The 21,037-nt window shown below is 67.5% G+C and carries 22 protein-coding genes and 1 tRNA gene; 12 read left to right on the forward strand and 11 right to left on the reverse strand.

Annotated features, from left to right (window positions below; genetic code table 11):
- Positions 1–10: 10 nt before the first annotated feature.
- The gene (locus ACIA12_RS21955; protein ID WP_396368885.1) at positions 11–892 is read right to left on the reverse strand and encodes a phosphotransferase family protein; all 882 of its coding nucleotides are present in this window, start codon (positions 890–892) and stop codon (positions 11–13) included.
- A 41-nt stretch (positions 893–933) separates the two neighbouring features.
- Positions 934–1,473, reverse strand: coding sequence for a molybdenum cofactor guanylyltransferase (locus ACIA12_RS21960; protein ID WP_396368886.1), 540 nt, complete (start codon positions 1,471–1,473; stop codon positions 934–936).
- Positions 1,474–1,530: 57 nt separating this feature from the next.
- Here ACIA12_RS21960 and ACIA12_RS21965 point away from each other — a divergent pair, with 57 nt between their 5' ends.
- The 5 genes from ACIA12_RS21965 (at position 1,531) to ACIA12_RS21985 (ending at position 6,744) form a co-directional block, all read left to right on the forward strand.
- A complete protein-coding gene (locus ACIA12_RS21965; protein WP_396368887.1) occupies positions 1,531–2,322 on the forward strand; it encodes a carbon-nitrogen hydrolase family protein in 792 nt (263 codons plus the stop codon).
- Positions 2,323–2,374: 52 nt separating this feature from the next.
- Positions 2,375–3,412 carry an Rv2231c family pyridoxal phosphate-dependent protein CobC gene (gene cobC / locus ACIA12_RS21970; protein WP_396368888.1) on the forward strand — a complete coding sequence of 346 codons (1,038 nt, stop codon included), beginning with the start codon at positions 2,375–2,377 and terminating at the stop codon, positions 3,410–3,412.
- 119 nt (positions 3,413–3,531) lie between these two features.
- The gene (locus tag ACIA12_RS21975; RefSeq protein ID WP_396368889.1) at positions 3,532–4,140 is read left to right on the forward strand and encodes a BatC protein; all 609 of its coding nucleotides are present in this window, start codon (positions 3,532–3,534) and stop codon (positions 4,138–4,140) included.
- Complete coding sequence (locus ACIA12_RS21980) at positions 4,140–5,390, forward strand: cupin domain-containing protein (RefSeq protein ID WP_396368890.1); 1,251 nt, start codon at positions 4,140–4,142, stop codon at positions 5,388–5,390. Before ACIA12_RS21975 ends, ACIA12_RS21980 begins: the two co-directional genes overlap by 1 nt.
- A 367-nt stretch (positions 5,391–5,757) precedes the next feature.
- Positions 5,758–6,744 carry a sucrase ferredoxin gene (locus tag ACIA12_RS21985; protein WP_396368891.1) on the forward strand — a complete coding sequence of 329 codons (987 nt, stop codon included), beginning with the start codon at positions 5,758–5,760 and terminating at the stop codon, positions 6,742–6,744.
- Between the two features lie 599 nt (positions 6,745–7,343).
- On the opposite strand, the gene ACIA12_RS21990 is transcribed toward ACIA12_RS21985, so the two are convergent.
- The 3 genes from ACIA12_RS21990 to ACIA12_RS22000 all read right to left on the reverse strand — a co-directional run bounded on the left by ACIA12_RS21990 (position 7,344) and on the right by ACIA12_RS22000 (position 9,791).
- Complete coding sequence (locus ACIA12_RS21990) at positions 7,344–7,640, reverse strand: hypothetical protein (protein WP_396368892.1); 297 nt, start codon at positions 7,638–7,640, stop codon at positions 7,344–7,346.
- Between the two features lie 50 nt (positions 7,641–7,690).
- On the reverse strand, positions 7,691–8,293 hold the full coding sequence (locus tag ACIA12_RS21995) for a gamma carbonic anhydrase family protein (RefSeq protein WP_396368893.1): 603 nt from the start codon (positions 8,291–8,293) through the stop codon (positions 7,691–7,693).
- A gap of 277 nt (positions 8,294–8,570) precedes the next feature.
- A complete protein-coding gene (locus ACIA12_RS22000; RefSeq protein ID WP_396368894.1) occupies positions 8,571–9,791 on the reverse strand; it encodes an MFS transporter in 1,221 nt (406 codons plus the stop codon).
- 161 nt (positions 9,792–9,952) lie between these two features.
- Here ACIA12_RS22000 and ACIA12_RS22005 point away from each other — a divergent pair.
- Both ACIA12_RS22005 and ACIA12_RS22010 read left to right on the forward strand, forming a co-directional pair.
- Positions 9,953–10,041, forward strand: a tRNA-Ser gene (locus ACIA12_RS22005).
- Positions 10,042–10,392: 351 nt separating this feature from the next.
- Positions 10,393–11,049 (forward strand): class I SAM-dependent methyltransferase, encoded by a 657-nt coding sequence (locus ACIA12_RS22010; protein ID WP_396368895.1) that lies wholly within the window; start codon positions 10,393–10,395, stop codon positions 11,047–11,049.
- Here ACIA12_RS22010 and ACIA12_RS22015 read toward each other — a convergent pair.
- Positions 11,046–11,870 (reverse strand): alpha/beta fold hydrolase, encoded by an 825-nt coding sequence (locus tag ACIA12_RS22015; RefSeq protein WP_396368896.1) that lies wholly within the window; start codon positions 11,868–11,870, stop codon positions 11,046–11,048. The genes ACIA12_RS22010 and ACIA12_RS22015 overlap by 4 nt on opposite strands.
- Before the next feature lie 161 nt (positions 11,871–12,031).
- On the opposite strand from ACIA12_RS22015, the gene ACIA12_RS22020 reads away from it, so the two are divergent.
- Together ACIA12_RS22020 and ACIA12_RS22025 are read left to right on the forward strand one after the other, a co-directional pair.
- The gene (locus ACIA12_RS22020; protein ID WP_396368897.1) at positions 12,032–12,760 is read left to right on the forward strand and encodes a class I SAM-dependent methyltransferase; all 729 of its coding nucleotides are present in this window, start codon (positions 12,032–12,034) and stop codon (positions 12,758–12,760) included.
- An 85-nt stretch (positions 12,761–12,845) separates the two neighbouring features.
- Positions 12,846–13,388, forward strand: coding sequence for a dihydrofolate reductase family protein (locus tag ACIA12_RS22025; RefSeq protein WP_396368898.1), 543 nt, complete (start codon positions 12,846–12,848; stop codon positions 13,386–13,388).
- 6 nt (positions 13,389–13,394) lie between these two features.
- Here ACIA12_RS22025 and ACIA12_RS22030 read toward each other — a convergent pair whose 3' ends face one another.
- The 4 genes from ACIA12_RS22030 to ACIA12_RS22045 form a co-directional block, all read right to left on the reverse strand.
- Positions 13,395–14,153 (reverse strand): YybH family protein, encoded by a 759-nt coding sequence (locus tag ACIA12_RS22030; RefSeq protein ID WP_396368899.1) that lies wholly within the window; start codon positions 14,151–14,153, stop codon positions 13,395–13,397.
- Between the two features lie 58 nt (positions 14,154–14,211).
- Complete coding sequence (locus tag ACIA12_RS22035) at positions 14,212–15,171, reverse strand: sigma-70 family RNA polymerase sigma factor (protein ID WP_396368900.1); 960 nt, start codon at positions 15,169–15,171, stop codon at positions 14,212–14,214.
- On the reverse strand, positions 15,156–16,187 hold the full coding sequence (gene trpD / locus ACIA12_RS22040) for an anthranilate phosphoribosyltransferase (RefSeq protein ID WP_396368901.1): 1,032 nt from the start codon (positions 16,185–16,187) through the stop codon (positions 15,156–15,158). Before trpD ends, ACIA12_RS22035 begins: the two co-directional genes overlap by 16 nt.
- Positions 16,188–16,347: 160 nt before the next feature.
- Complete coding sequence (locus ACIA12_RS22045) at positions 16,348–16,593, reverse strand: hypothetical protein (protein ID WP_396368902.1); 246 nt, start codon at positions 16,591–16,593, stop codon at positions 16,348–16,350.
- A 161-nt stretch (positions 16,594–16,754) separates the two neighbouring features.
- On the opposite strand from ACIA12_RS22045, the gene sigJ reads away from it, so the two are divergent.
- Together sigJ and ACIA12_RS22055 are read left to right on the forward strand one after the other, a co-directional pair.
- A complete protein-coding gene (sigJ, locus tag ACIA12_RS22050; protein ID WP_396368903.1) occupies positions 16,755–17,627 on the forward strand; it encodes an RNA polymerase sigma factor SigJ in 873 nt (290 codons plus the stop codon).
- A gap of 96 nt (positions 17,628–17,723) precedes the next feature.
- On the forward strand, positions 17,724–19,004 hold the full coding sequence (locus tag ACIA12_RS22055; protein WP_396368904.1) for an FAD-binding oxidoreductase: 1,281 nt from the start codon (positions 17,724–17,726) through the stop codon (positions 19,002–19,004).
- A gap of 51 nt (positions 19,005–19,055) precedes the next feature.
- Here the strand turns inward: ACIA12_RS22055 and ACIA12_RS22060 are convergent, their stop codons facing one another.
- Positions 19,056–19,967, reverse strand: a complete 912-nt coding sequence (locus ACIA12_RS22060) for an SH3 domain-containing protein (RefSeq protein ID WP_396368905.1) — start codon at positions 19,965–19,967, stop codon at positions 19,056–19,058.
- A gap of 224 nt (positions 19,968–20,191) precedes the next feature.
- Here ACIA12_RS22060 and ACIA12_RS22065 point away from each other — a divergent pair, with 224 nt between their 5' ends.
- A complete protein-coding gene (locus ACIA12_RS22065; protein WP_396368906.1) occupies positions 20,192–20,971 on the forward strand; it encodes an enoyl-CoA hydratase/isomerase family protein in 780 nt (259 codons plus the stop codon).
- Positions 20,972–21,037 lie beyond the last annotated feature (66 nt).

The raw sequence follows: 21,037 nt of genomic DNA on the forward strand, positions 1-21,037 counted from the left end.
CCGTACTGGCTCAGCCGACGATCTTGGCCATGTCCCCGGCAATGCTGTCGAGTGGATCGACGGTGCCTATCGACTTGAACCAGTCCCAGAGTTCCAGTGAATGGTAGAGGCGGTAGAGCGTCATCCGCGGGCGCCAGTCGGAGGGAAGGTCGCCGTACCCCTCGACGAGACCGGCGAGCTTGTCGGCGTTGCCCCAGATCGAGTAGCACTCGGTCTTGGCGAGGTCCATCAGCGGGTCGGCGGCGATCGCATTCTCCACGTCGATGAATCCCTGCACCTGCCAGGTCGCCGGATCCACGAGCACGTTGCCCTCGTGGAAGTCGTTGTGGCAAAGGGTTGGTGCCGTGTTGGCGCTGAAGAGGTGCGCGTGCTCTTCGACGTACCGGGCGATCTCTCCGCCTAGCTGCTTGTCGCCTTCGAGTTCGTCGAACTCTTTGAGTTTCTTGGTGAACTGGCGACGCATGTAGGCGTCGTTGTCCGGCACTGGCTCGAGCACCTCGTCGGTGAGATATCCGTACGCCGGTTGTGGAATGCGGTGTATTCGCTGGAGCAACTCGCCGAGCTGGACGTAGATGCTCTTCCAGTCCGGTGGCTCAGCCTCCGACAACGGCACGCCGTCGAGCTTGGTCAGCACGGTGAAGGCCGGCTCGCCGGGCTCGGCGTGCAGAACTCTTGGCACCGACTCGCGCAGGTGCTCCTGCAGCAGCCCGTAGACATGGACTTCCTTGGCCTGCTTCCAGGCCCACTCCGGCTCGTAGATCTTGACGATCACCGGCTCGGCCGCGGTTCGGCGTACCTCGAAGACCTTACTCAGCTGGCCGCCGGACCTCTCGACCACCTCTTCGATCGAACTACCCGGGCAGGCCTTCTCAACCATCGCGGCGACATCCATTGCCGCCAAGGTAGGGCGCGGGATGGCTGGTGTCGAAGGAATTAGTCGTCGAGGTCGGCCCAGGAGTCGACGTCGTCGGCGGCTCGGGTGGGTGCGGACCAGGCGAGGTCCAGCCCGAGGAAGAGCCGCCTGACCGACTTGTTCCGCGGATCGCCGATCCGCTTCAACGCCTCGACCAGCGCCGTACGCCGGTACGCGGCAGCCAGCCATTGCTCCCGACCGCTCGTGTCGAGCAGCCCGAACCCGTCATGCTCCCCGACACCGTCGACCAACAGCTTGACCTCGTCGGCCGTGATCCAAGGCAGGTCGCACGACAGCAGGACGACTGTGGGCGCCAGTCCGACAGCGAGCCCGGCTGCGATGCCCGCGACCGGCCCACCGCTCGGGGGATCCTCCGTCGTCCAATCCACTGGCCGGCCAACCCCACGCTCAGGCCCGACCACGACCGTCGACGCCGCGCCGGTCGTTGCCGCCAGCACCCGATCCAGCAACGCCACCCCATCCAGCACCAGCAGCGCCTTGTCCACCCCACCAAACCGTGTAGACCCACCCCCAGCCAGCACCACCGCATCGAATTCCACCCCTCCAGTCTGCCCCGCCCCCGCCTGCTCCGGTCGGATTCCTGGCACCATGGAGGGGTGAAGATCGCCGTGGTGCAGACCGCCAGCTCGCACGACAAGGCCGCCAACCGCGACCTGGTGACGCGACTCGTCGCCGAGGCGGCGGCCGGCCGGCCCGATCTCGTCGTACTGCCTGAGGCGATGATGGCGGACTTCGCGACCGAGGGCGGTTCGGTCGGCGATCTGGCCGAGGCGCTCGACGGAGACTTCGTCAGCACGCTGCGCAAGGTCGCGGCCGAGCACGGCGTCGCGATCGTGGCGGGCATGTTCGAGCGGAGCTGCGACGAGGCCCGGCCGTACAACACCCTGCTCGCGGTCGGCGCGGACGGCGACCTGCTCGGCGCGTACCGCAAGATCCACCTGTACGACGCCTTCGGCTATCGCGAGTCCGACCAGCTGACCCCGGGCGACGTCGCGCCGGTGGTCGTCCAGGTCGCCGGGCAGAAGCTCGGGCTGATGACTTGCTACGACCTGCGGTTCCCCGAGTTGTCGCGGGCGCTGGTCGACGCGGGGGCGGAGGTGTTCGTAGTACCGGCTGCTTGGGTGCGGGGACCGCTCAAGGAGCACCACTGGACCACGCTGCTGACGGCTCGCGCCATCGAGAACACCTGTTATGTCGCCGCGGCCGCCCAGAACGGGAAGAAGTACTGCGGGCTGAGCCAGATCATCGACCCACAGGGCATCGCCGTCGCGGCCGTCGGCGAGGCGGACGGGATCGCGGTGGCGGAGATCTCCGCGGACCGGCTGGCCGAGACCCGACGGCGCAACCCGTCCCTGCAGAACCGGCGCTTCACAGTCTCTTCGCGCTAGGTTTCCTGAGATCAACCGCCCAAAGTCCGGACAAGCGAGCTAGCCTCCTGCTGTGACGCAGCGGCGCGATGATTTCGACCTCGACCACCATGGCGATCTCGAGGTCGGGCATGGCCTGGTCGATCTCGCGGTCAACGTCCGGGCCGGTACGCCGCCCGGCTGGCTGGTCGAGGAGGTCGGCGCGAGCCTGACCGACCTGGCGGCGTACCCACGCCAGGACGCGGCGCTCGCGGCTGTGGCGGCGCGGCATCGTCGTGACCCGTCGCAGATCCTGCTCACCGCGGGTGCTGCCGAGGCCTTCGTGCTGATCGCTCGGGCCTTCCGGCCGCGGCACCCGGTCGTCGTACATCCGCAGTTCACCGAGCCCGAGGCTGCTTTGAGGTCAGCCGGCCATCTGGTCGATCGGGTGATCCTGGGGCCGGAGACGGGGTTCGCCCTGGATCCCCGCGCGGTGCCTTCCGACGCGGACCTGGTCGTCATCGGCAATCCGACCAACCCGACGTCGATCCTGCACAGTGCCGATGAGCTCCGCGAACTCGCTCGCCCTGACCGCATCCTGGTCGTCGACGAGGCGTTCATGGACGCCGTACCGGGTGAACCGGAGTCGCTGGTGGGGGCGTCGATTCCCGGGCTGGTGGTGGTACGGAGTCTGACCAAGACCTGGGGGCTGGCTGGGCTTCGGGTCGGGTATGTCGTGGCGGCGCCGGGGCTGATCGAGCAGTTGGCGGCGGTGCAGTCGCAGTGGCCCGTGTCCACTCCTGCGCTGGCTGCGGCGATTGCTTGCAGCAACGAGCGGGCTTTGGCGGAGGCGGCGCAAGCGGCTGCTGATCTGGATCGGCAGCGGGCTCATCTGCTTTCAGGTCTCAGGTGTACGGCTGCTGTTTCGACGTACGGGGTGGCCCGTGGGCCGTTTGTGCTGGTGCATGTGGCGGGTGCTGCGGTAATACGGGAGCAGTTGCGGGATCGTGGTTTCGCCGTACGGCGGGGCGACACGTTCCCTGGGTTGGGTCCGGACTGGTTGCGGATCGCGGTGCGGCCGGAGACGGTCACGGACGCTTTTCTGAAGGTCTGGCAGGACGTGCTCGGTTGATCGGCTGATCGCTGTGGAACCGAGTGCTCGTTGTAACGCGCTCAAGGGTTTAGGCCCGGTCTACTTTGCGCACAAGATGGGCGACAGAACACTCCGGGTATTTCGAAGGGAGCAGCATCATGGGTTTGAGCGACGACGACATGACGACCTCGTCGGCCGACAGCGAGGGGCCGGCCGACGGTGGTGCGTCCAGTGGCGCAACCGATGGCGGCGCTGACGGTGGCGGCAACACCTCGTCGAGCGGCTCCGGGCTGCCCGGAAACGCCGAGGGCGAGGGCTTCGCCGACGGCGGCGCAACGCTCGGCGGCCAGGATGGTGGCGCGGACGGCGGTGCTGATGCCGGCGCCGGCGAAGGCCCTGCAGACGGCGGAGCCGTAGGCGGCGGAACCGACGGCGGTGCGGACGGCGGTGCCGAGGGGCTTGCCGATGGCGGCGCTTCCTCGGGTGTCAGTGACGGTGGCGCAGATGGGGGTGCCGACAGCGGCGCTGAAGGCCCGGCCGATGGCGGCGCTTCCTCGGGTGTCAGTGATGGCGGTGCAGACGGTGGTGCCGACAGTGGTGCTGAGGGACCCGCCGATGGCGGCGCGTCGCCGGGCGCGACGGACGGCGGAGCGGATGGCGGCGCCGGTGGCGAGGGTCCTGCCGATGGCGGTGCCAACCCCAGTGGTGCTGATGGCGGAGCCGATGGTGGTGCTGACGGCGGTACCGGCGGGAACTTCTCAAGTTGATGAGCCCAGTGCCGGAGAGCGGGTGGCTTCCGGAAGGGCGCCCGGCTCTCCGGCGCTGTGTAGGCGGCGAACTCGACCTTGACGAGTTCGGCCGCTCCTACTGGGGTGCCCGCGCGCTGCTCTCACACAGCGGCGACTACAGCGACCTGTTCAGCCTGCAGGCCGCCGACGAACTCCTCTCCCGCCGCGGCCTCCGCACTCCGTTCCTGCGCATCGCCAAGAACGGCACAGTCGTCGGCGACAGCCAGTTCACCGGCCCTGCCGGTGTCGGCGCGGAGATCGGCGACCAGATCCGCGACGACAAGGTAGCTGCGCTCTTCGCCAGCGGCCACACCGTAGTACTGCAGGCTCTACACCGCACCTGGCCGGCACTGGTCGACTTCGCGACCCAGCTGTCCTCCGACGCCAGGCACCCGGTACAGATCAACGCCTACATCACCCCGGCGGAGTCCCAGGGCTTCTCCGCCCACTACGACGTCCACGACGTCTTCGTACTGCAGGTTGCAGGCGAGAAGCACTGGACCGTACACGAGCCAGTCCACGTCGACCCCCTCCGCAACCAGCCCTGGACCGAGCACTCGCAAGCAGTCGCAGCAGCAGCCCGCGACCGCGCCCCGGTGATCGACGGTGTACTACGCCCCGGCGACGCGCTCTACGTCCCCCGCGGCTTCCTCCACTCGGCCAAGGCGCTCGGTGGCGTCAGTGCTCACCTAACCGTCGGCCTCCACACCATGACGCGCTACCTGCTGGTCCAGGAGCTCGCAGCTCTGGCAGCAGACGAACCAGCCCTCCGTGCCGCACTGCCCCTCGGCTTCGACCCCGGTGACCCATCGCAACTAGCCGGAGTCCTGGAAGAGGTGACGGCGTTGCTGACCAAGCGGATAGAGCAAACCACCCCAGATGACCTAGCCCCACGTCTGCGCCGCCGCACCTGGTCCGGCAACCGCCCAGCCCCACTACCCCCGCTGGCCCACGCCGCCGCCATAGCCGCCCTAGAGCCCGGTACTACGGTCCGCCTACGACCCGGCCTGCGCTTCCACCTGGTCGACGGCGACCCAGTCCGGCTCCAACTCGCCGACCGCACCATCTCCTTGCCCAAGGCAACCTATACCGCCGTGGCGGCCCTGTGCTCAGGTACCGACGTCAAGGTAGCCGACCTCCCGATGGACGAGGCAGATTGTTTGGTCCTGGTCCGCCGCCTCCTGACCGAAGCAGTCCTCGTAGTACAGAGCCCCCGTGAAGACAGCTGAGGACCTCGCCGAAGCCCTAGGCCTCAGATGCGCCGCCGCAGCGGAACACCGCGGCGACCCCCTAACTGCCAGCGCCCCACCCGCCACCCGCTGGCTCCTGATAGAACACAGAGCCCCCTGGCCCCGCCAAGCCCTAACCGCCCTAACCCCCACTCCACCAGCGACCAACCCAACGGCTGCCGCTCCAACAGCACCCGGTCCCACAGCGGGTGGCCTAGCGGCGGATGACTCAGCGGCGGGGGACCTGGCTACACCCCAACCCCCTGCAGTAGGTCCGGTACCGGTGGGTGCGGCTGGTGCGGAGCTTGGTGCGGGTGGGCTGGCTGCTGAGGTTGCGCGGTTGTGTGCGGCAGCGGGGATCCGACCAGTGCTCATCAGGCGCCACGGCCGGCAGGACCGCAGTACTGCCCGGCGCTGGGCGCTGGTGGACAGCCGCCCCGGGCAAGAATCCGTCCGCTGGGGCGAACTCCCCACCGACGAGCACCTCTTGAACGTCCTAGCCGGCCGCGACCCAGGCACCCCCAGCACCGACCCGATCTACCTCATCTGCACCCACGGCCGCCACGACGCCTGCTGCGCCATCCGCGGCCGCCCAGCCGCCGCCGCCCTCTCGAACGCCTTCCCCGACCGCACCTGGGAATGCAGCCATGTAGGCGGCGACCGCTTCGCCGCCAACCTCGTCTTCCTCCCCCACAGCCTCTTCTACGGCCACGTCCCCAGCACCGAAGCCGTCGAGCTGGCCGCCCAGTACAACGAAGGCCTCGTCGTACCGAAGTACCTCCGAGGCTCAGGCGCCCACCCACCCCCAATCCAAGCAGCCCAACACTTCGCCCGCTCCACCGGCGCCCCCCTCTCCGTAAACGCCCTACTCCCAGTCCAGGTCCTCCACCCCACCCCCACCACCTGGCAAATCCACCTAACCACCAACAACACCAGCGCGAGCACGAGCGCCACCACCAACGCCGCTACCAATGCCACCACCAACGCCGCTACCAATGCCCACGCCAGCACCAACTCCGCTACCAATGCCCACGCCAGAGCAGACGCAGAGACCGACAACAGCGCCACTGCAGACATCCGCTACAGCAAGCAGCCAGACGAAGACACCGACGCCAGCGACCGGACCCCCGACAGCGGCAGCACCAACGCCAGCGACACCCCGCAGACAAACGCCAACGCCAACACCGAAGCCAGCGACATCCCAAGCGCCAACGCCGACGCGGACGCCGGGCTCTACGTGGTGACGTTGACTGCGGGAACGACCACCATCGACGCCGCCATGACGTGTGCTTCACAACCTCCTGGGCAAGTGACCACGTACACCCTCACCGGGATCGAGCAAACCTACCGATAGCCCGCCGACAACAAGGCCACCGAAAAGCCTCCCGCAGGCGACCGCAAGCAGCAACGCCGACGCCAGCCCCACCACCAATGCCTTCACCACCGCCAACCGATCCCCGTACCGACGCGCATCAGCACCAACGCCGGTACCGCCGCCAGCACCGAGCCCGGTATCGATGCGCGCCGGCACCAACGTCGACGTCATCACGGACCGAGCCCTGTATCGGTGCGCCGGCGTCAACGCCGGTGCCGCCGTCCGCGCCGAGTCCGGTATCGATGGCGCGCGCCAACAGCGCCGGTACCACCGCCAACCGAACCCGGTATCGACGTGGGCGCGGCACCAAACGCCGGTGCCGCTGCAGCACCGAGTCCGGTATCGATGCGCGCCGGCACCAAGGCCGACATCATCACGGACCGAGTCCAGTATCGGTGCGCCGGCATCAACGCCGGTACCACCGCCAACCGAACCCGGTATCGACGTGGGCGCCGGCACCAAACGCCGGCACCGATGCCCAGCACCGAGTCCAGTATCGGGGCGCCGGCATCAACGGGGGTGTCGCCGTCAGCAGCGAGTCCGATGATGCGCGCGTCGGCGCCACGCCAGTACCAACATCAGCGTGGGATCGGGCAGGGCGTGCGGATAGCCGCCTGGGCCGGGCACGAAGTCGCCGCGCGCCAGTACGACGGGGAGGTGCTCCAACCGCCGCCACGGACCAGTCGATGACCGATCGGCAGGCATCGGCCAAACCCACGGTAGCGCTGGTCGAGGCCGTACTCACCGAGGAACGGATCCGCATGGACCCGGGGTCCGCGTGGACCGGAGGAATGGATCCGCGTGGAGTCGAGGAACGGATCCGCGTGGAACACGCCGTCGAACGCGACCTGGTCGAGCAGGCACTTGGACGGCACCTTCGTCAGCCGGGAAGGTGGGATGGGTGTGGGTGCCTCGTTGGTGGGGGCTAGTCGGGGTTGGGGAGTTGGCGGTCCTGTTGGTGGGTGCCGTAGTAGGCGGATTGGCCGGCCATGATGTCGCGCATGGTGGTGTCGCGGTCTGCGCCGTAGAGGGTGCCGGGGAAGTCGAGGGTTTGCTGGACTGCCCAGATGTCGTCGTGGCGATCGGGGGAGAAGAGTTGGGCAGGATCGCCGACCGCGATCCAACCAATCGGCAGGACGGTGCCTGGGGCCAGCCGGGAGTTGACCTGGAGCACGCTGTTGATCCGCAGTTCGGCGCCGGTGCCGGCGACCGAGCCTGGGAACAACGCGGCGCCCGTGGCGATGAAGACCTCTGCTTCGACCGTGGCGCCGTTCACGTGGGCGTGCGGTCCAACCAAGACCGCAGCGCCGATCATCGCGGGATGAGCCGCCCGGCCGCGAACCAGGGCGTTCTCCATCACCACGCTGTTCCCTCCCAGGTGGACCTCACCGTCCTCCGCCGTCAGTACTGCGCCATGCAGCACCCGGCTGCCCTCGCCCAGTACGACGGCTCCACACAGCACGGCTGATGGCGCCACGTACGCGGACTCAGGGACGACCGGTCTCCGGCCACGATGTTCCAGCAACATGGGTAGATCCTCTCCGTCGTGCATCACCTCGGTCTTCCGTTAGCAGTTGTACTTGGCAGCGGGCGGGTTCTCCACAGCCCGGGCCCTCACTGCCCGGGCGGCCAGCGCTCGATCCCGGCTGTCCACATCGGAGGTGGGAGGCTCAGCCGTCACGAGCGAAGGTTTGGGTGGGAGTGAAATCCGCGAGCTACGAGAAGGACATTAGAACACCTGTTCGAAGAGCGCAAGAATGCCTGACCCGTCAATCGCAGCGCCCCGAACCGAGCGCCGCCGAAGCTCAAGTACGCCGTGTCGCCGCGTCCGGCAGCACCCGCTCGAGGACCACGATCGTCGCGGCCGCGACCAGCGCCAGCACCGACAGCGTCACCCAGGGCAGCTCTTCCCGCACCTCGAAGAGCTGCGCGAAGAACGCCGGCACCAGCACGCTCGCGAAGGTGAACGAGTACTGCCAGTAGGAAAGGTACTTCCCACGTCCGACAGTCGGCGCAACCGCCGCAGCCAGCGCGTTCCCCGTAGCAGCGTGCAGCACATCAGCCCCGGCGAACACCACAGTTGCCAGTACCAACCCCGGTACGACCAACCCTGCCGGCACATGCAGCAGCCCTGCCATCAGTACGCCCCACACCGCCCACAGCACCCCAGCGAGCACCAAGACGGAAGTACGCCGCCGCCGCTCGGTGTGCCGCACCACTAGCGTCTGACCGGTCGCCAGTACGACCGACGTCGCGGCCAGCAGTACCCCCACGATCCACTTGGGCGCCTCGGGCAGTGCCTCGGTCACGTACACCGGAAGCGCCACCCCGATCATCATCGTGCAGAGCGCCAGGATGGTGTTCGCTGCGATCAGTACCAGGAACGGCTTGTCCTTCCGCAGTAGCGGAGCAGGTCCACTGTCCTGAGCGGCCTGCGCCTCATGCTGCGCACGCAATCCGAGCAGCAGCACACCAGCGATGAAGAACGTGACCGCATTCACCGCTATGCCGACCAGGAACGGCGTATCCCCGCCGATGCTCAGCAGTACCCCGGCAGCCAGCGCGCCGAGGCCGAACCCGGCCGCCTGCATCATCCCGCCGAGCCCGAACCAGCGATCCCGATCACCAGGATCCGCGATGTCCGCCAGCAGGCTGAAGATCGCCGACCAGAAGACCCGCTGACCGGTCGTCGTCACCAGCGCGCAGAGGAACAGCAGCCACAGCGAGCGGCCGAAGAAGAAGCCGGTGAACCCCAGCCCTTGCGCGAACTGTGCTCCGATCACCAGGTTCCGCGGCCCGACCCGATCGATCACCACGCCGACGGCGGCCGGCGCGGCGATGGAGAACATGGTCGCCACGGTCAGCATCAGTCCCGCAGTACCGAGTGGGATGTCCGCGACGCGGACGAAATACAGCAACATCAGCGGTCCGGCGCAACCGCCACCGAACGAGTCGATCGCCAACGCGGCCAGCAACGGCGCACGCCCACGCACATTGGGCAGGCCGAGCGACCCGGCGTTCGGCATGACATTCCCCTGGCTGCAGTCGGACCCCCGACCGGGAAGCGTAACAACGCCCAGCCGCGACTCTCCAACTCTTTAGCCGCTCCCCGCTCCGGGTGCCACCCACCTCCGCCAACCCTGTACCGGTATCCTCAACCTTCGGCGACACCTCCGGGTGACCGCCTGGAGGGCTCGCATAGTGGCCGAGTGCGCTGGTCTTGAAAACCGGTATGGCGGGTGACCGTCATCGTGGGTTCGAATCCCACGCCCTCCGCTTCTGGTAGGTGCAGGGTCCTTGGGCGGAGCTAGAATCCGTAGCGTGACCAAGGGAACGGGCGCTCACGCTGAGGGTGTGCAGACGTGTGGCGCGACTGACGAGATGACGGAGCCAGGGGCAGCAGGCCACAAGGAGCACATCTGCCGTCGCCCGGCCGGCCACGGGCCCGAGCATCGATGCTCGGTCTGCCCCCACGCATGGGAGGCCGACTAGCCAGAGAGCACCTGGCTGCCGGCGGCGGCCTTGCCGTTCGCCTTGGTGTCCTTTACCCAGACGTGGTCGCGTACTCCGCGACCCGCGGAATCACGCTGAGGAATCTGTCGGTGGTGACGTCTAGGGTCCGTCGGCATGGTGACTGAGGGCTTTCTGGCGGCTACCCGCGACTCGTATGACACGTTGGCGGTCGAGCACCCGGATGTGGTGCAGGCGGGGCTGGAGGACAGCCCGCTTGATCGGGCGTTGTTCGCGACGTTTGCGGAGCTTGTGCAAGCGGCAGGTGGCGGTCCGGTGGCGGATGTTGGGTGTGGGCCGGGGCGGGTGACGATCTTGCTGTCGCGGCTGGGGCTGGATGTGTTTGGGGTCGACTTGTCGCCGGGGATGTTGGCGTTGGCTCGGCGGAGCTATCCGGAGCTCAGGTTCGACGAAGGGTCGATGCTGGCGTTGGAGCTGCCGGACGGGTCGCTTGGCGGGGTGCTTGCCTACTACTCGATTATTCACATTCCGTGGGAGCTGCGGGGGCAGGTGTTTGCCGAGTTCTACCGGGTGCTCGCGCCTGGCGGGGTGCTGATGCTGGTGTTCCAGATTGGTGATGACCGCGGGCGGAGGACCGAGTACGACGGTACGGCGATCGAACTCGACTTCTACCGGCAGCAACCCGACGAGGTCGCGGGGTTGCTGCGGGAAGCCGGGTTCGAGGTGTGGATGACGGCGGTACGCGGGCGTGCGGAGTGGGAGAAGGTCGATCAGGGTTATCTCCTGGTCCGCAAGCCCGCGACCGGTGTTTAGGAGCGGAAGAAGTCGAGGAGGTCGGCGTTGATCACGTCGGCGTGGGTGGTGGGCATGCCGTGCGGGTAGTCCTTGTACGTCTTCAGGACGCCGTTCTTGAGGAGCTCTGCTGAGCGCGGGCCGGAGGCGGCGTACGGGACGATCTGGTCGTCTTCGCTGTGCATGACCAGGACGGGGATGGTGATCTTGCCCAGGTCCTCGGTGAAGTCGGTCTGGGAGAAGGCGACGATGCCGTCGTAGTGCGCCTTCGCGCCGCCCATCATCCCTTGGCGCCACCAGTTGGCGATGACCGCCTCGGACGACTCCACGCCCGGCCGGTTGAAGCCGTAGAACGGTCCCGACGGCAGCGCCCGGTAGAACTCCGATCGATTGGCGGCCAGTTGCGCCTGGAGGTCCTCGAAGACCTCGAGAGGCAGGCCGCCCGGATTCGCGTCGGTCTTCACCATCAGCGGCGGTACTGCGCACAGCAGCGCCGCCTTGGCCGCCCGGCCCTCGCCATGCCGGGCCAGGTAGTGGGCCACCTCCCCGCCGCCGGTCGAGTGGCCGACGTGGATGGCATCGTGCAGATCGAGATGCTCGACGACGGCCAGCAGGTCGTCGGCGTAGTGGTCCATGTCGTGACCGTCACTGGTCTGCGTCGACCGGCCGTGGCCGCGGCGGTCGTGGGCGACGACCCGGTACCCCTGCTGCTGGAAGAACAGCATCTGGTTGTCCCAGTCATCGGCCGACAACGGCCAGCCGTGACTGAAGACGATCGGCTGGCCGCTGCCCCAGTCCTTGTAGAAGATCTCGGTGCCGTCGCTGGTGGTGATCGTTCCCACGGTGGTGCCTCCCTAGAAGAACACGTTAGGTAGGATCCCTTGTCAGCAAGGGATCCTGTGACTCCTCACCCCGACGTCACGATAGCGCGGTACCGGAGAGTCGAGGAGTCCGTGGGATTAAATCTTTGCGTGACGCAACGGGCACTACGTAGCGTGCGCGTGTGACTGTGGATCCGTACGGGGACGAGCGCCTGGTCGAGCTGTATGACGAGGACAACGGGGCCGGCGAGGACCACGAGTACTTCCTGAAGCTCGCGGGCGGAGCCGAGAAGGTCGTTGACTTCGGGTGCGGGACGGGACTGTTGACGCGGGCCTTCGTGCAGCCGGGGCGAGTCGTGATCGGGGTGGATCCGAGCGCGACGATGCTGAACTACGCACGCCGGCAGCCGGGGGCCGAGGCTGTCACGTGGATCGACGGGGACGCCGGCGCCGTCGAGGGCTCCGGTGACGCGGATCTGGTGGTCAGCAGCGGCAACACGATGATGCACATCAGTACGGAGGACCTCCAGTGGGTGCTGGAGGCATTGGCGGCGGCCTTGAGGCCCGGTGGGGTGCTGAGCTTCGAGAGTCGCAACCCGGCCGCGCGGGCGTGGGAGCAGTGGGGACCGGACGCGACGTACGGGGAGCGCGATACGCCGGCCGGGCACCTCAAGGAGTGGATGGAGGTCACCGAGGTCGACAACGGCCGGGTGGTCTTCGACGCACACAACGTGTTCGAGGACGGCGTCGACACGGTCTACACCACCACCCTGTACTTCCGTACCGCCGACGAGCTCCGCGCCGGGCTGGAGAAGGCCGGCTTCGGCGAGATCGACGTGTACGCCGGCTGGCACGAGCAGCCGCTCACGGAGGACTCCCGCCTGCTCGTAGTACGGGCGACCAAGTCGTAGTACGAGCAGCCGACTCTGGCTGACTCCTTGTCGAGAGTGGGTACGTGGTTCCGACGTACTCCGAAACGACGGAGGAGGCTGGCCCATGCGCGATCTGGTGGTGACCGAGAACATCACCCTCGACGGGGTGATCGATACGAGCGAGGGATGGTTCAACCCTGGCGACGCGGACCTGTCTGACGTACTGGGGGCGCTGGAGGTGCAGCGGGAGGCTGCTGATGCGTTCCTGGTCGGCCGGCAGACCTTCGAGGACATGCGCGGCTACTGGCCGCACCAGACCGATGACCCGACCGGTATCGCCGACTACCTGAACGCAGTGGCGAAGTACGTGGTCTCCACGACCCTGCAGGACCCGCAGTGGGAGCACAGCACGGTGCTGCGTGGGCTGGACGAAGTGGAGGCCCTGAAGGCCACATCTGGCAAGGACATAGTCGCCACCGGCAGCATCAGCCTCGTGCACTCGCTAGCGGCTGCCGGCCTGGTCGACGAGTACCGCCTGTTCGTCTACCCGGTAGTCATCGGTAAGGGCGAGCGCCTCTTCCCCGACGCGACCACGCCAGCCACCCTGCAGCTAGTGGAGAGCCAGCCCTTCCGCTCCGGCGTCACCCTGCTCAGGTACCGCACGTAAAGCGCGCTAGCTGGATGGGAAGGACAGGTGTTGGTGGATCAGCTTCCAGCCGTCCCGGTGCCGTTGGAACACACGGGTAGCCCGCGACCAACTGTCTACTGACCCGGCCTGTACGTGGTCGAGACCCCAGGCGACTGCCAGGTCCCCGCGCGTCTCCACCCGCAGGTCAGGGGTCTCGAAGCTGACCGAAGCAGCCGCCTCGAGGCCCGCCGCGCAGATCGCCCGTACTGCGGCCTTGCCCACGTACTGCAGTTGCCCGCCGTGCTCGTAGGACACGACATCCTCCGCGATGCCCTCCATCAATCCGTCGAGATCCTTGGCAGCCGTCAGTTCCGACCACCGAGCATGCAGATCCCGTACTTCGGAAGCCGGCGAATCGTCCGACGGGAAAGAGTGATGCTCATGCGACACCACCCACCGGCCGCCCTCCTTGCGCAACCCCAGCGTCAGCCGCAGTCGCGTCGGACTGTCCGGGAACTCGGCAGCCTGTCCACAGCGCAACAACGCGAAAGCGAACGCCACGTCCGCACCCGCGGTCACCTCCAGCGACTCGATCTCGAAGACAGCTCCCGCCGCCTGCCACTCGAAGAACCCCGGCCAGGTCTCGCGATAAGCGTCCAGCCCGCGGACACCGGAGTACGGCGGTGGTACGTCGAACATGACGATGTCGTCGGCGTGATCCTCGAGCACGACCTCCAGTTCACCCGCGTGCACCGCCTCTGCCCAGCGTTCGATCAGCTTGCGGACGGCCTGCTCGTCAGTCATCGTTCCAGTCCTCTCTCGAAGCCACTGTCACGACTACAACCCGCGCCGGCCGCCAAACTCATCGCAGAAGCGGCAGCGACAACGGCAGCCCGAACTCAGCGAAGTCGGCCTCCAGGAAGGACACCACCTCAGCGATCGCCGGCCCGCGCAGTGCCAGCAGATCCAGACCCTTGGGCACGTAGCGTCCGTCCTCCAGCATGTAGGTGCCGAACGCGAGCTGCCCATTCGCCTGGCAGGGCACGAACTTCCACTGCTGCTTCAACGGCCCGTCGAGCAGGAACCCGCGGATCCCGTCGACCCCCTCGAACCAGACCGGCAGCGGCGGCATCGAGTACTTCGCATCCTCGGTCAGCAACGACACGATCGCCTCAACATCACCCGCCTCCCAAGCGGACAGGTACCGCCGGCCCAGCTCCCGGGTAGCGGCCTCACCGAGACTCGCCAGCGTCGCCTGCTGCGTTGGCGCGCTACCGACGACCTTCCGAGCCCTCTGCAAGGCACTGTTGACCGCAGCGACCGTTGTATCGAGCAACTCGGCTACCTCACTGGCAGCGAAGGCCAGGACGTCCCGCAGCAGCAGTACTGCGCGCTGAAGCGCCGACAGCTGCTGCAACGACGCCACAAAGGCCAGCTCCACCCCCTCAAGCGCAAGCACCCGAGCCTCTGGCGTCAGCTGCGCAGTCCAGGCCATCCGGGCCGAGGGATAGGGCTCGATCCAGACAGCCTCAGTTGAGGGCGCACTGAGATCGGTAGGGAGCTCCCGACGCCCCCTGCGCTCGATCAGTGTCAGGCAGCGGTTGGTGGCGATCTTGTAGAGCCACGGCCGCACCGAGTCGCCTTCGAACCGCTGCAGGCTGCTCCAGGCCCGTACCAACGTCTCCTGCACGCAGTCCTCGGCATCGTGATCCGAACCCAGCATCCGGTAGCAGTGCGCGTGCAGCTCGCCTCGGAGCGGCCCGAACAGCTCACCGAACGCGACCTCGTCCCCTGCGCGTGCAAGCTCTATCCGGCGATCCATCGGCCCAGTGTCGCAGCCGCTCGGCCGCTGTCGATCGCTTCTGTGCACTGCTTCAACGTGAGAGCCAGCTGGTCCAGTAGTGGGTCATCCGTCAGCTGTACGACGGCCACAGCAGCAGCGGCGTTCAGTAGTACTGCGTTGCGCACTGGGCCGGGCTCGCCGGATAGGACGGAGTGGAGTACCTGGGCGTTCGCAGCCGCAGTACTGCCTCGCAGTGCAGCAAGTGGAGACAGGGGGAGGCCTAGTGAGCGTGGATCCAAGGACTCAGGCTCACAGCGGCCGTTGCGGACTACCCAGACGCGGGAGGAGGTAGTAGTCGTCAGCTTGTCGAGGCCGTCGTCGCCCCGGACGATTAGTGCTGTGGTGCCGCGATCGGCGAGTGCTGCGGCTAGTACCGGCTGCATGCGCGCATCGGCGACCCCCACCAGCTGATGCCGGGGATGGGCGGGGTTGATGAGGGGACCGAGCACGTTGAACGCGGTTGGCACGCCCAGCTCACGGCGTACCGCGGCCACGTGCCGCAGAGCCGGGTTGAACCGAGGTGCGAACAAGTAGGTGATCCCTACCGTCTCGGCGACCCTGACAGCGTCAGCGGCAGACAGGTCGAGGGGAATGCCCAAGTGCTCGACAAGATCGGCAGAACCGCCGGCCTGCGAGGACGCGGCGCGGCCACCGTGCTTGACCACCGTCACCCCGGTGGACGCGGCGACGATCGCTGCCATCGTGGAGATGTTGACCGCGCCCGTGCCGTCGCCACCCGTCCCGACGATGTCGACAAAGGTCCCCGGGATGACGACGGAGGTGGCGTGCTGCCGGAGCGCGGAAGCCATCGCCGCGATCTCGCCCGGCGTCTCGCCCTTCGCCCGCAAGGCGACCAAGAACCCAGAGATCTGAGCCGAAGTCGCTTCGCCACGGACCACGCCGTCCATCGCCCACCAGACGGCCTCCGCCGTGAGGTCACGACCGGCAAGCAGGTCGGAGATGAGCCCGGCCCAGGTGCGATTCGCAGTTGGCAAGATCAGTCCTCGGAGTCATGCCGACCCGACAAGGCTGAAGCCCGAACAACAACGGCCGCCTCATCGAGGCAGCCGGTTGGTTACGCGCAAAGCAAGGTGGCCGCCTAGTCGACGGGCCACCAGCTACTCAGACGCGTGATCACAGCAGGACGATATCAACTCATTCGTAACCCCGGATGTAGTCGATGACGAATTCGGGCGTCGCCTCGGCAGAGGAGGCGGGGAAGTCGAACACGGCGACCATCAGTTGCATCGGGTACGCCGGCGGGCTCGGGCAACTGCGGACCAAAGCACCGTCGACGTAGAAGTCGGCACGCTCAGCCGACCATCGAGCGGGGAGAGACGACGGCGCGGGCGCGAAGTTCGATGTAGGGAAGTTGCCCGACTGGATGCCCGAGACGCGCATCGGCCGGCTGTGGTCGTCCTCACACCACAGGGCCTGATCGAGCGGTCCTCGAAGACGAGTTGACGTTCGGCCATGGCGGTAATGATCAGCGCAGTAGCCCCGAGCTGTCACATGATGGCCTCGACGACCGTCAGAGGATTGACGACGAGAGATTGGGACCTGTGGACGACTTCGACCAACTGGCCGGCCAGTTCGAGCAGCACCGCACCCAGCTGCGCTCGGTGGCGTACCGGATGCTCGGTTCCGTCAGCGAGGCGGAGGACGCGGTCCAGGAGGCCTGGCTGCGGCTGAGCCGATCGGACCCGGGCGAGATCCAGAACCTGGGCGGCTGGCTGACCACGGTGGTGTCACGCGTCTGCCTCGACCAGTTGCGCAGCCGGAAGACCCGCCGCGAGGACTCGCTCGACGTCTTCGTTCCGGATCCGATCCTCAGCCCGCTCGACCCGGCCGAAGAGGCCGCCCAGGCGGACGCGGTCGGGCTGGCGATGATGGTCGTACTGGACAAGCTGTCCCCGGCCGAGCGGCTGGCGTTCGTGCTGCACGACATGTTCGGGCTCAGCTTCGACGAGGTCGCCGAGATCGTCGGCAAGACCCCGGCCGCCGCCAGACAGCTCGCCTCCCGCGCCCGCCGCCGGGTCCAGGGCGCCCCGATCACCGACAGCGACGTGACCCGCCAGCGCGAGGTCGTCGACGCCTTCCTCGCCGCCTCTCGCAGCGGCGACTTCGAGGCGCTGCTCTCACTCCTCGACCCCGACGTCGTACTCCGCGCCGACGCCGGTACTACGGAATCCCACGGCCCCGCAGTCTCCAAGCTGGTGCGAGGCGCCCTCGCCGTCGTCGAGCAAGCCCTCACCTTCACCCGCCTGGCCCCGCACACTCGCCCGGCCCTCATCAACGGCTACCCCGGCGCCATGACCGTCGTCAACGGCACCCTGATGGGCGTCATGGACCTCACCCTCCACAACGGCAAGATCACCGAGATCAACATCCTCGCCGATCTCCCGCGCCTCGAGTCCCTCCCGATACCAGCCTGACGAAACTGACGGAAAAAGTTCCACCGGTCGTGTCTATCTGGCGCCGGCCGCTTCGACGTGTGTGTAAGAGCCAGGCACACGCGAGGGAGCAGCAGGATGAGCACGCAAGCGATCTACTCGGTAGAGACGACTGGTAGCGACGTTGTAGCGGCACTGCTCGGTTCCGGCTTCAACGGGTCGATCCACCGGCCAGGAGACGAGCAGTACGACGTACTGCGCCAGTCGATCGTCCCCACCTTCGACTCCCGACCGCTGGTGGTCGCAGAGGCCAGCAGCCGCACAGACGTACAGGCGGCAGTGCGCACCGCTCGGCAACTTGGGCTGCCGATCGCAGTGCAGGCGACTGGGCACGGGACTCGGGTACCGGCGGATGGCGGCATCCTGCTCAACACCTCTGCCATGACGTCAGTACTGGTCGACCCGCAGCGGATGGTCGCCAAGGTCGCCCCGGGAACCCGCTGGGGCGCAGTGATCGACGCCGCTGGGCAGTTCGGGCTAGCCCCGCTGGCTGGGTCGTCGCGGGACGTCGGAGTCACCGGCTACACGCTGGGCGGCGGAGTCGGCTGGCTTGCCCGGAAGTACGGGTTCGCCGCCGACAGCGTGATTCGCGCCGAGGTCGTGACCGCAGACGGCCGCGTCGTCACCGCGAGCGCTGACGAGCACCCGGATCTCTTCTGGGCGATCCGCGGCGGCAGCGGCAACTTCGGCATTGTTACTTCACTTGAGTTCCGTCTGCACGATGTGCCGCAGGTCCACTCCGGCATCGTCTACTTCGAGATCGGCAACGCAGCCGAGACGCTCAAGTTCTACCGCGACTGGTCCGCCACGATCCCCAACGAGCTCAGCACGGCCATCCTCCTGACCCGCACCCCCGACGGCACCCGCGCGCTCGCGATCAAGGCCTCGTACTCCGGTGAGGCCGAGCTGGCCGAGTACCTCCTCAAGCCGCTCTTCGAGGTCGCGGGCCAACGACTGGCCGGCGAACTCAAGACCACCCCGTACGCCGAATCGTCGATGGGCGGAACCCCCGCCCGCTACCTCGACCTGCTCGACACCCTCGACGACGAGCTGCTCGACCAGCTGGCCGAGCTGCCCAGTGCGACCGTCGAGATCCGCCACTGGGGTGGCGCGATGGCGCACCCCGGTCCCGGCGCCGGCCCGGTCGGCCACCGCGAAGCGGCGTACTCGCTGATCATCGACCAGGAGGTCCCGGAGCTGGAGTCACGCAACACCGGCCGGACGTTCCTCAACTTCCTGGCCGACCCGGCCCGCGCGACCTCGGCGTACTGCGCAGCCGACCTGGCCCGCCTCCGCGCGGTCAAGCGCGCCTACGACCCGGACAACTTCTTCCATCTGAACCACAACCTCAAGCCATGAGAAACGGCCCGGCCCTCGAAAGGGAGCCGGGCCGTTCTTCAGAACAAGATCTCAGGCAGTGCCGGAGTTGCCGTACACGGTGACGTGCACGTGGTCGTAGTGGTTGGCCGTGGCGCCGCCACGGTCCTCCATCGCGCGCCAGCCTTCGCTGCTGCGCTGGACCGTCCAGATGTGCTGCTGCCAGATCAGCTGGCTGACGCCCATCGCCTTGCGGTTGGCTCGCAGCCAGTCGGCGATCTCCTGGCCGGTCTCGCCACTGACCATGATGTCGAGCGCGTGACCGGTGGAGTGCTCGCTGCCGCTGTCGCCGCTGCGGAGACCGCCGTACGACGTCACGGAGGGGAACAGGTGGCAGATCGCGCGGTGCACCCGGATGGCGTCCGGGGTCAGGCCTTCCTCGACGCTGGAGCCGGACTTGCAGGCTGCCTGCGACGGGGTGCCCTCGACGGACTCCTCGACCGGCTTGGTCGCGGCCAGGTACTGCGCCTTGACCCAGCGGGAGACGCCGTCGCGGACGATCTCGGCCCAGATGCCCTGGACCTTGCCGGTGACCGAGACCTTGCTGCCCTTTTCCAGGACGGTCAGCAGGTTGCCGGTGACCGGGGCGGACCAGACGTTGACGTCGGTGGTGGTGAACTTGCTGCCGATGATCTTCGGCGGGGCGACCGTCTTCACGCTCTCGGCGGCCCGGGTCTTCACCGAGTTCGGCTTCGGGATCGGCGCCTGCTTCTTCAGGTGCTTGGCGGCCGGCGCCTTGGTGGGCGCCTGCGTCGGAGTGAGGTCCAACGACGGACGATTCGCATCCCGGCTGGTCGGTGCCTCACGCTTCAGCTGCAGGGGCGAGCTGGCGGTAGTCACGTCGTGCTTCGGGGCTTCGTCGGGGAATGCAACTGCGGAGCCGGTGGCCAGTAGAGCCACCGCGGCGCCGGGAATCGCGACCTTCACGATGCCGGGGCCGATCACCTTGGGGCGCGGTTGACGGTGCCGCGCCTGTCTATGCCGTCCTTCAGCCACTGAGATCACCAATCTGCCGAGATCAAAACGTTATCGACCGGAGGAGTCAAGCACACAACCTGGCGAGTCCACCAACCGGCGCGGCTTTTTAACGCATTACGAACATCCCGCACGCTCAGCGGTTGTGATTTACCGCGCGGCGCCGGGCCGTGGTGTCTGCTTGACTGCCCGTCATGGGCGATCTCGGGTTCAGCGTCGAACGGGGTGCTGTGGCCCGGGTTGTGATCGACCGGGTACCCAAACGCAACGCCCTCACTCGGGCGATGTGGGAGGCGCTGCCGGGCCTGCTGGCCGAGTTGGCCGCGGATCCCGAGGTGAAGGTCCTGCTCGTCACGGGCGCCGGCGCGACCTTCTCCGCGGGCGCCGACATCGGTGAACTCGTCTCCGGAGCCGACCCGGCCGACCCGATGGCCGAGTTGCGGGCCCACAACCTGCGGGCGCAGGCGGCGCTGCGCGAGTTCCCGAAGCCGACGGTCGCGGTGATCCGGGGCCACTGCATCGGCGGTGGGCTGGAGATCGCGGTCAACTGCGACTTCCGGTTCGCGGCGAGCGGGTCGACGTACGGGGTGACGCCGGCGCGGATCGGCGTGGTCTATCCGCCGGCCGCGATCAAGGTCCTGCTCGATCTGGTGGGGCCGGCGACTTCGAAGTACCTGCTGTTCAGTGGTGAGCTGCTGACCGCGGAGGAGGCGTACGCGAAGGGCCTGGTTGATCGGGTCTTCGCCGCGGACGAGCTTGATGCCGGGGCATTGGAGTTCGCCGCGACGCTGATCTCGCGGTCGCAGCTGACGATTCGCTCGGCCAAGGAGACGGTCAACGCGCTGCTCGCCGGGAAGGACGCGGATTCGCTCGCTTTCCGGCGGTACCAGGAGACGATCGCGGACGGTGAGCTGGTCGAGGGCATCACCGCCTTCCAGCAGAAGCGCTCGCCGGTCTTTCCCTGGCGGAGCTGACTTTCCGGTATTGCGTGATCGCCGGCTGTAGCCGGTTTCTCCGCACGATTAGGTGCGAATACAGGT

Origin of the sequence: Kribbella sp. NPDC051620, assembly GCF_044453825.1 — a bacterium.
Classification (GTDB): Bacteria; Actinomycetota; Actinomycetes; order Propionibacteriales; family Kribbellaceae; genus Kribbella.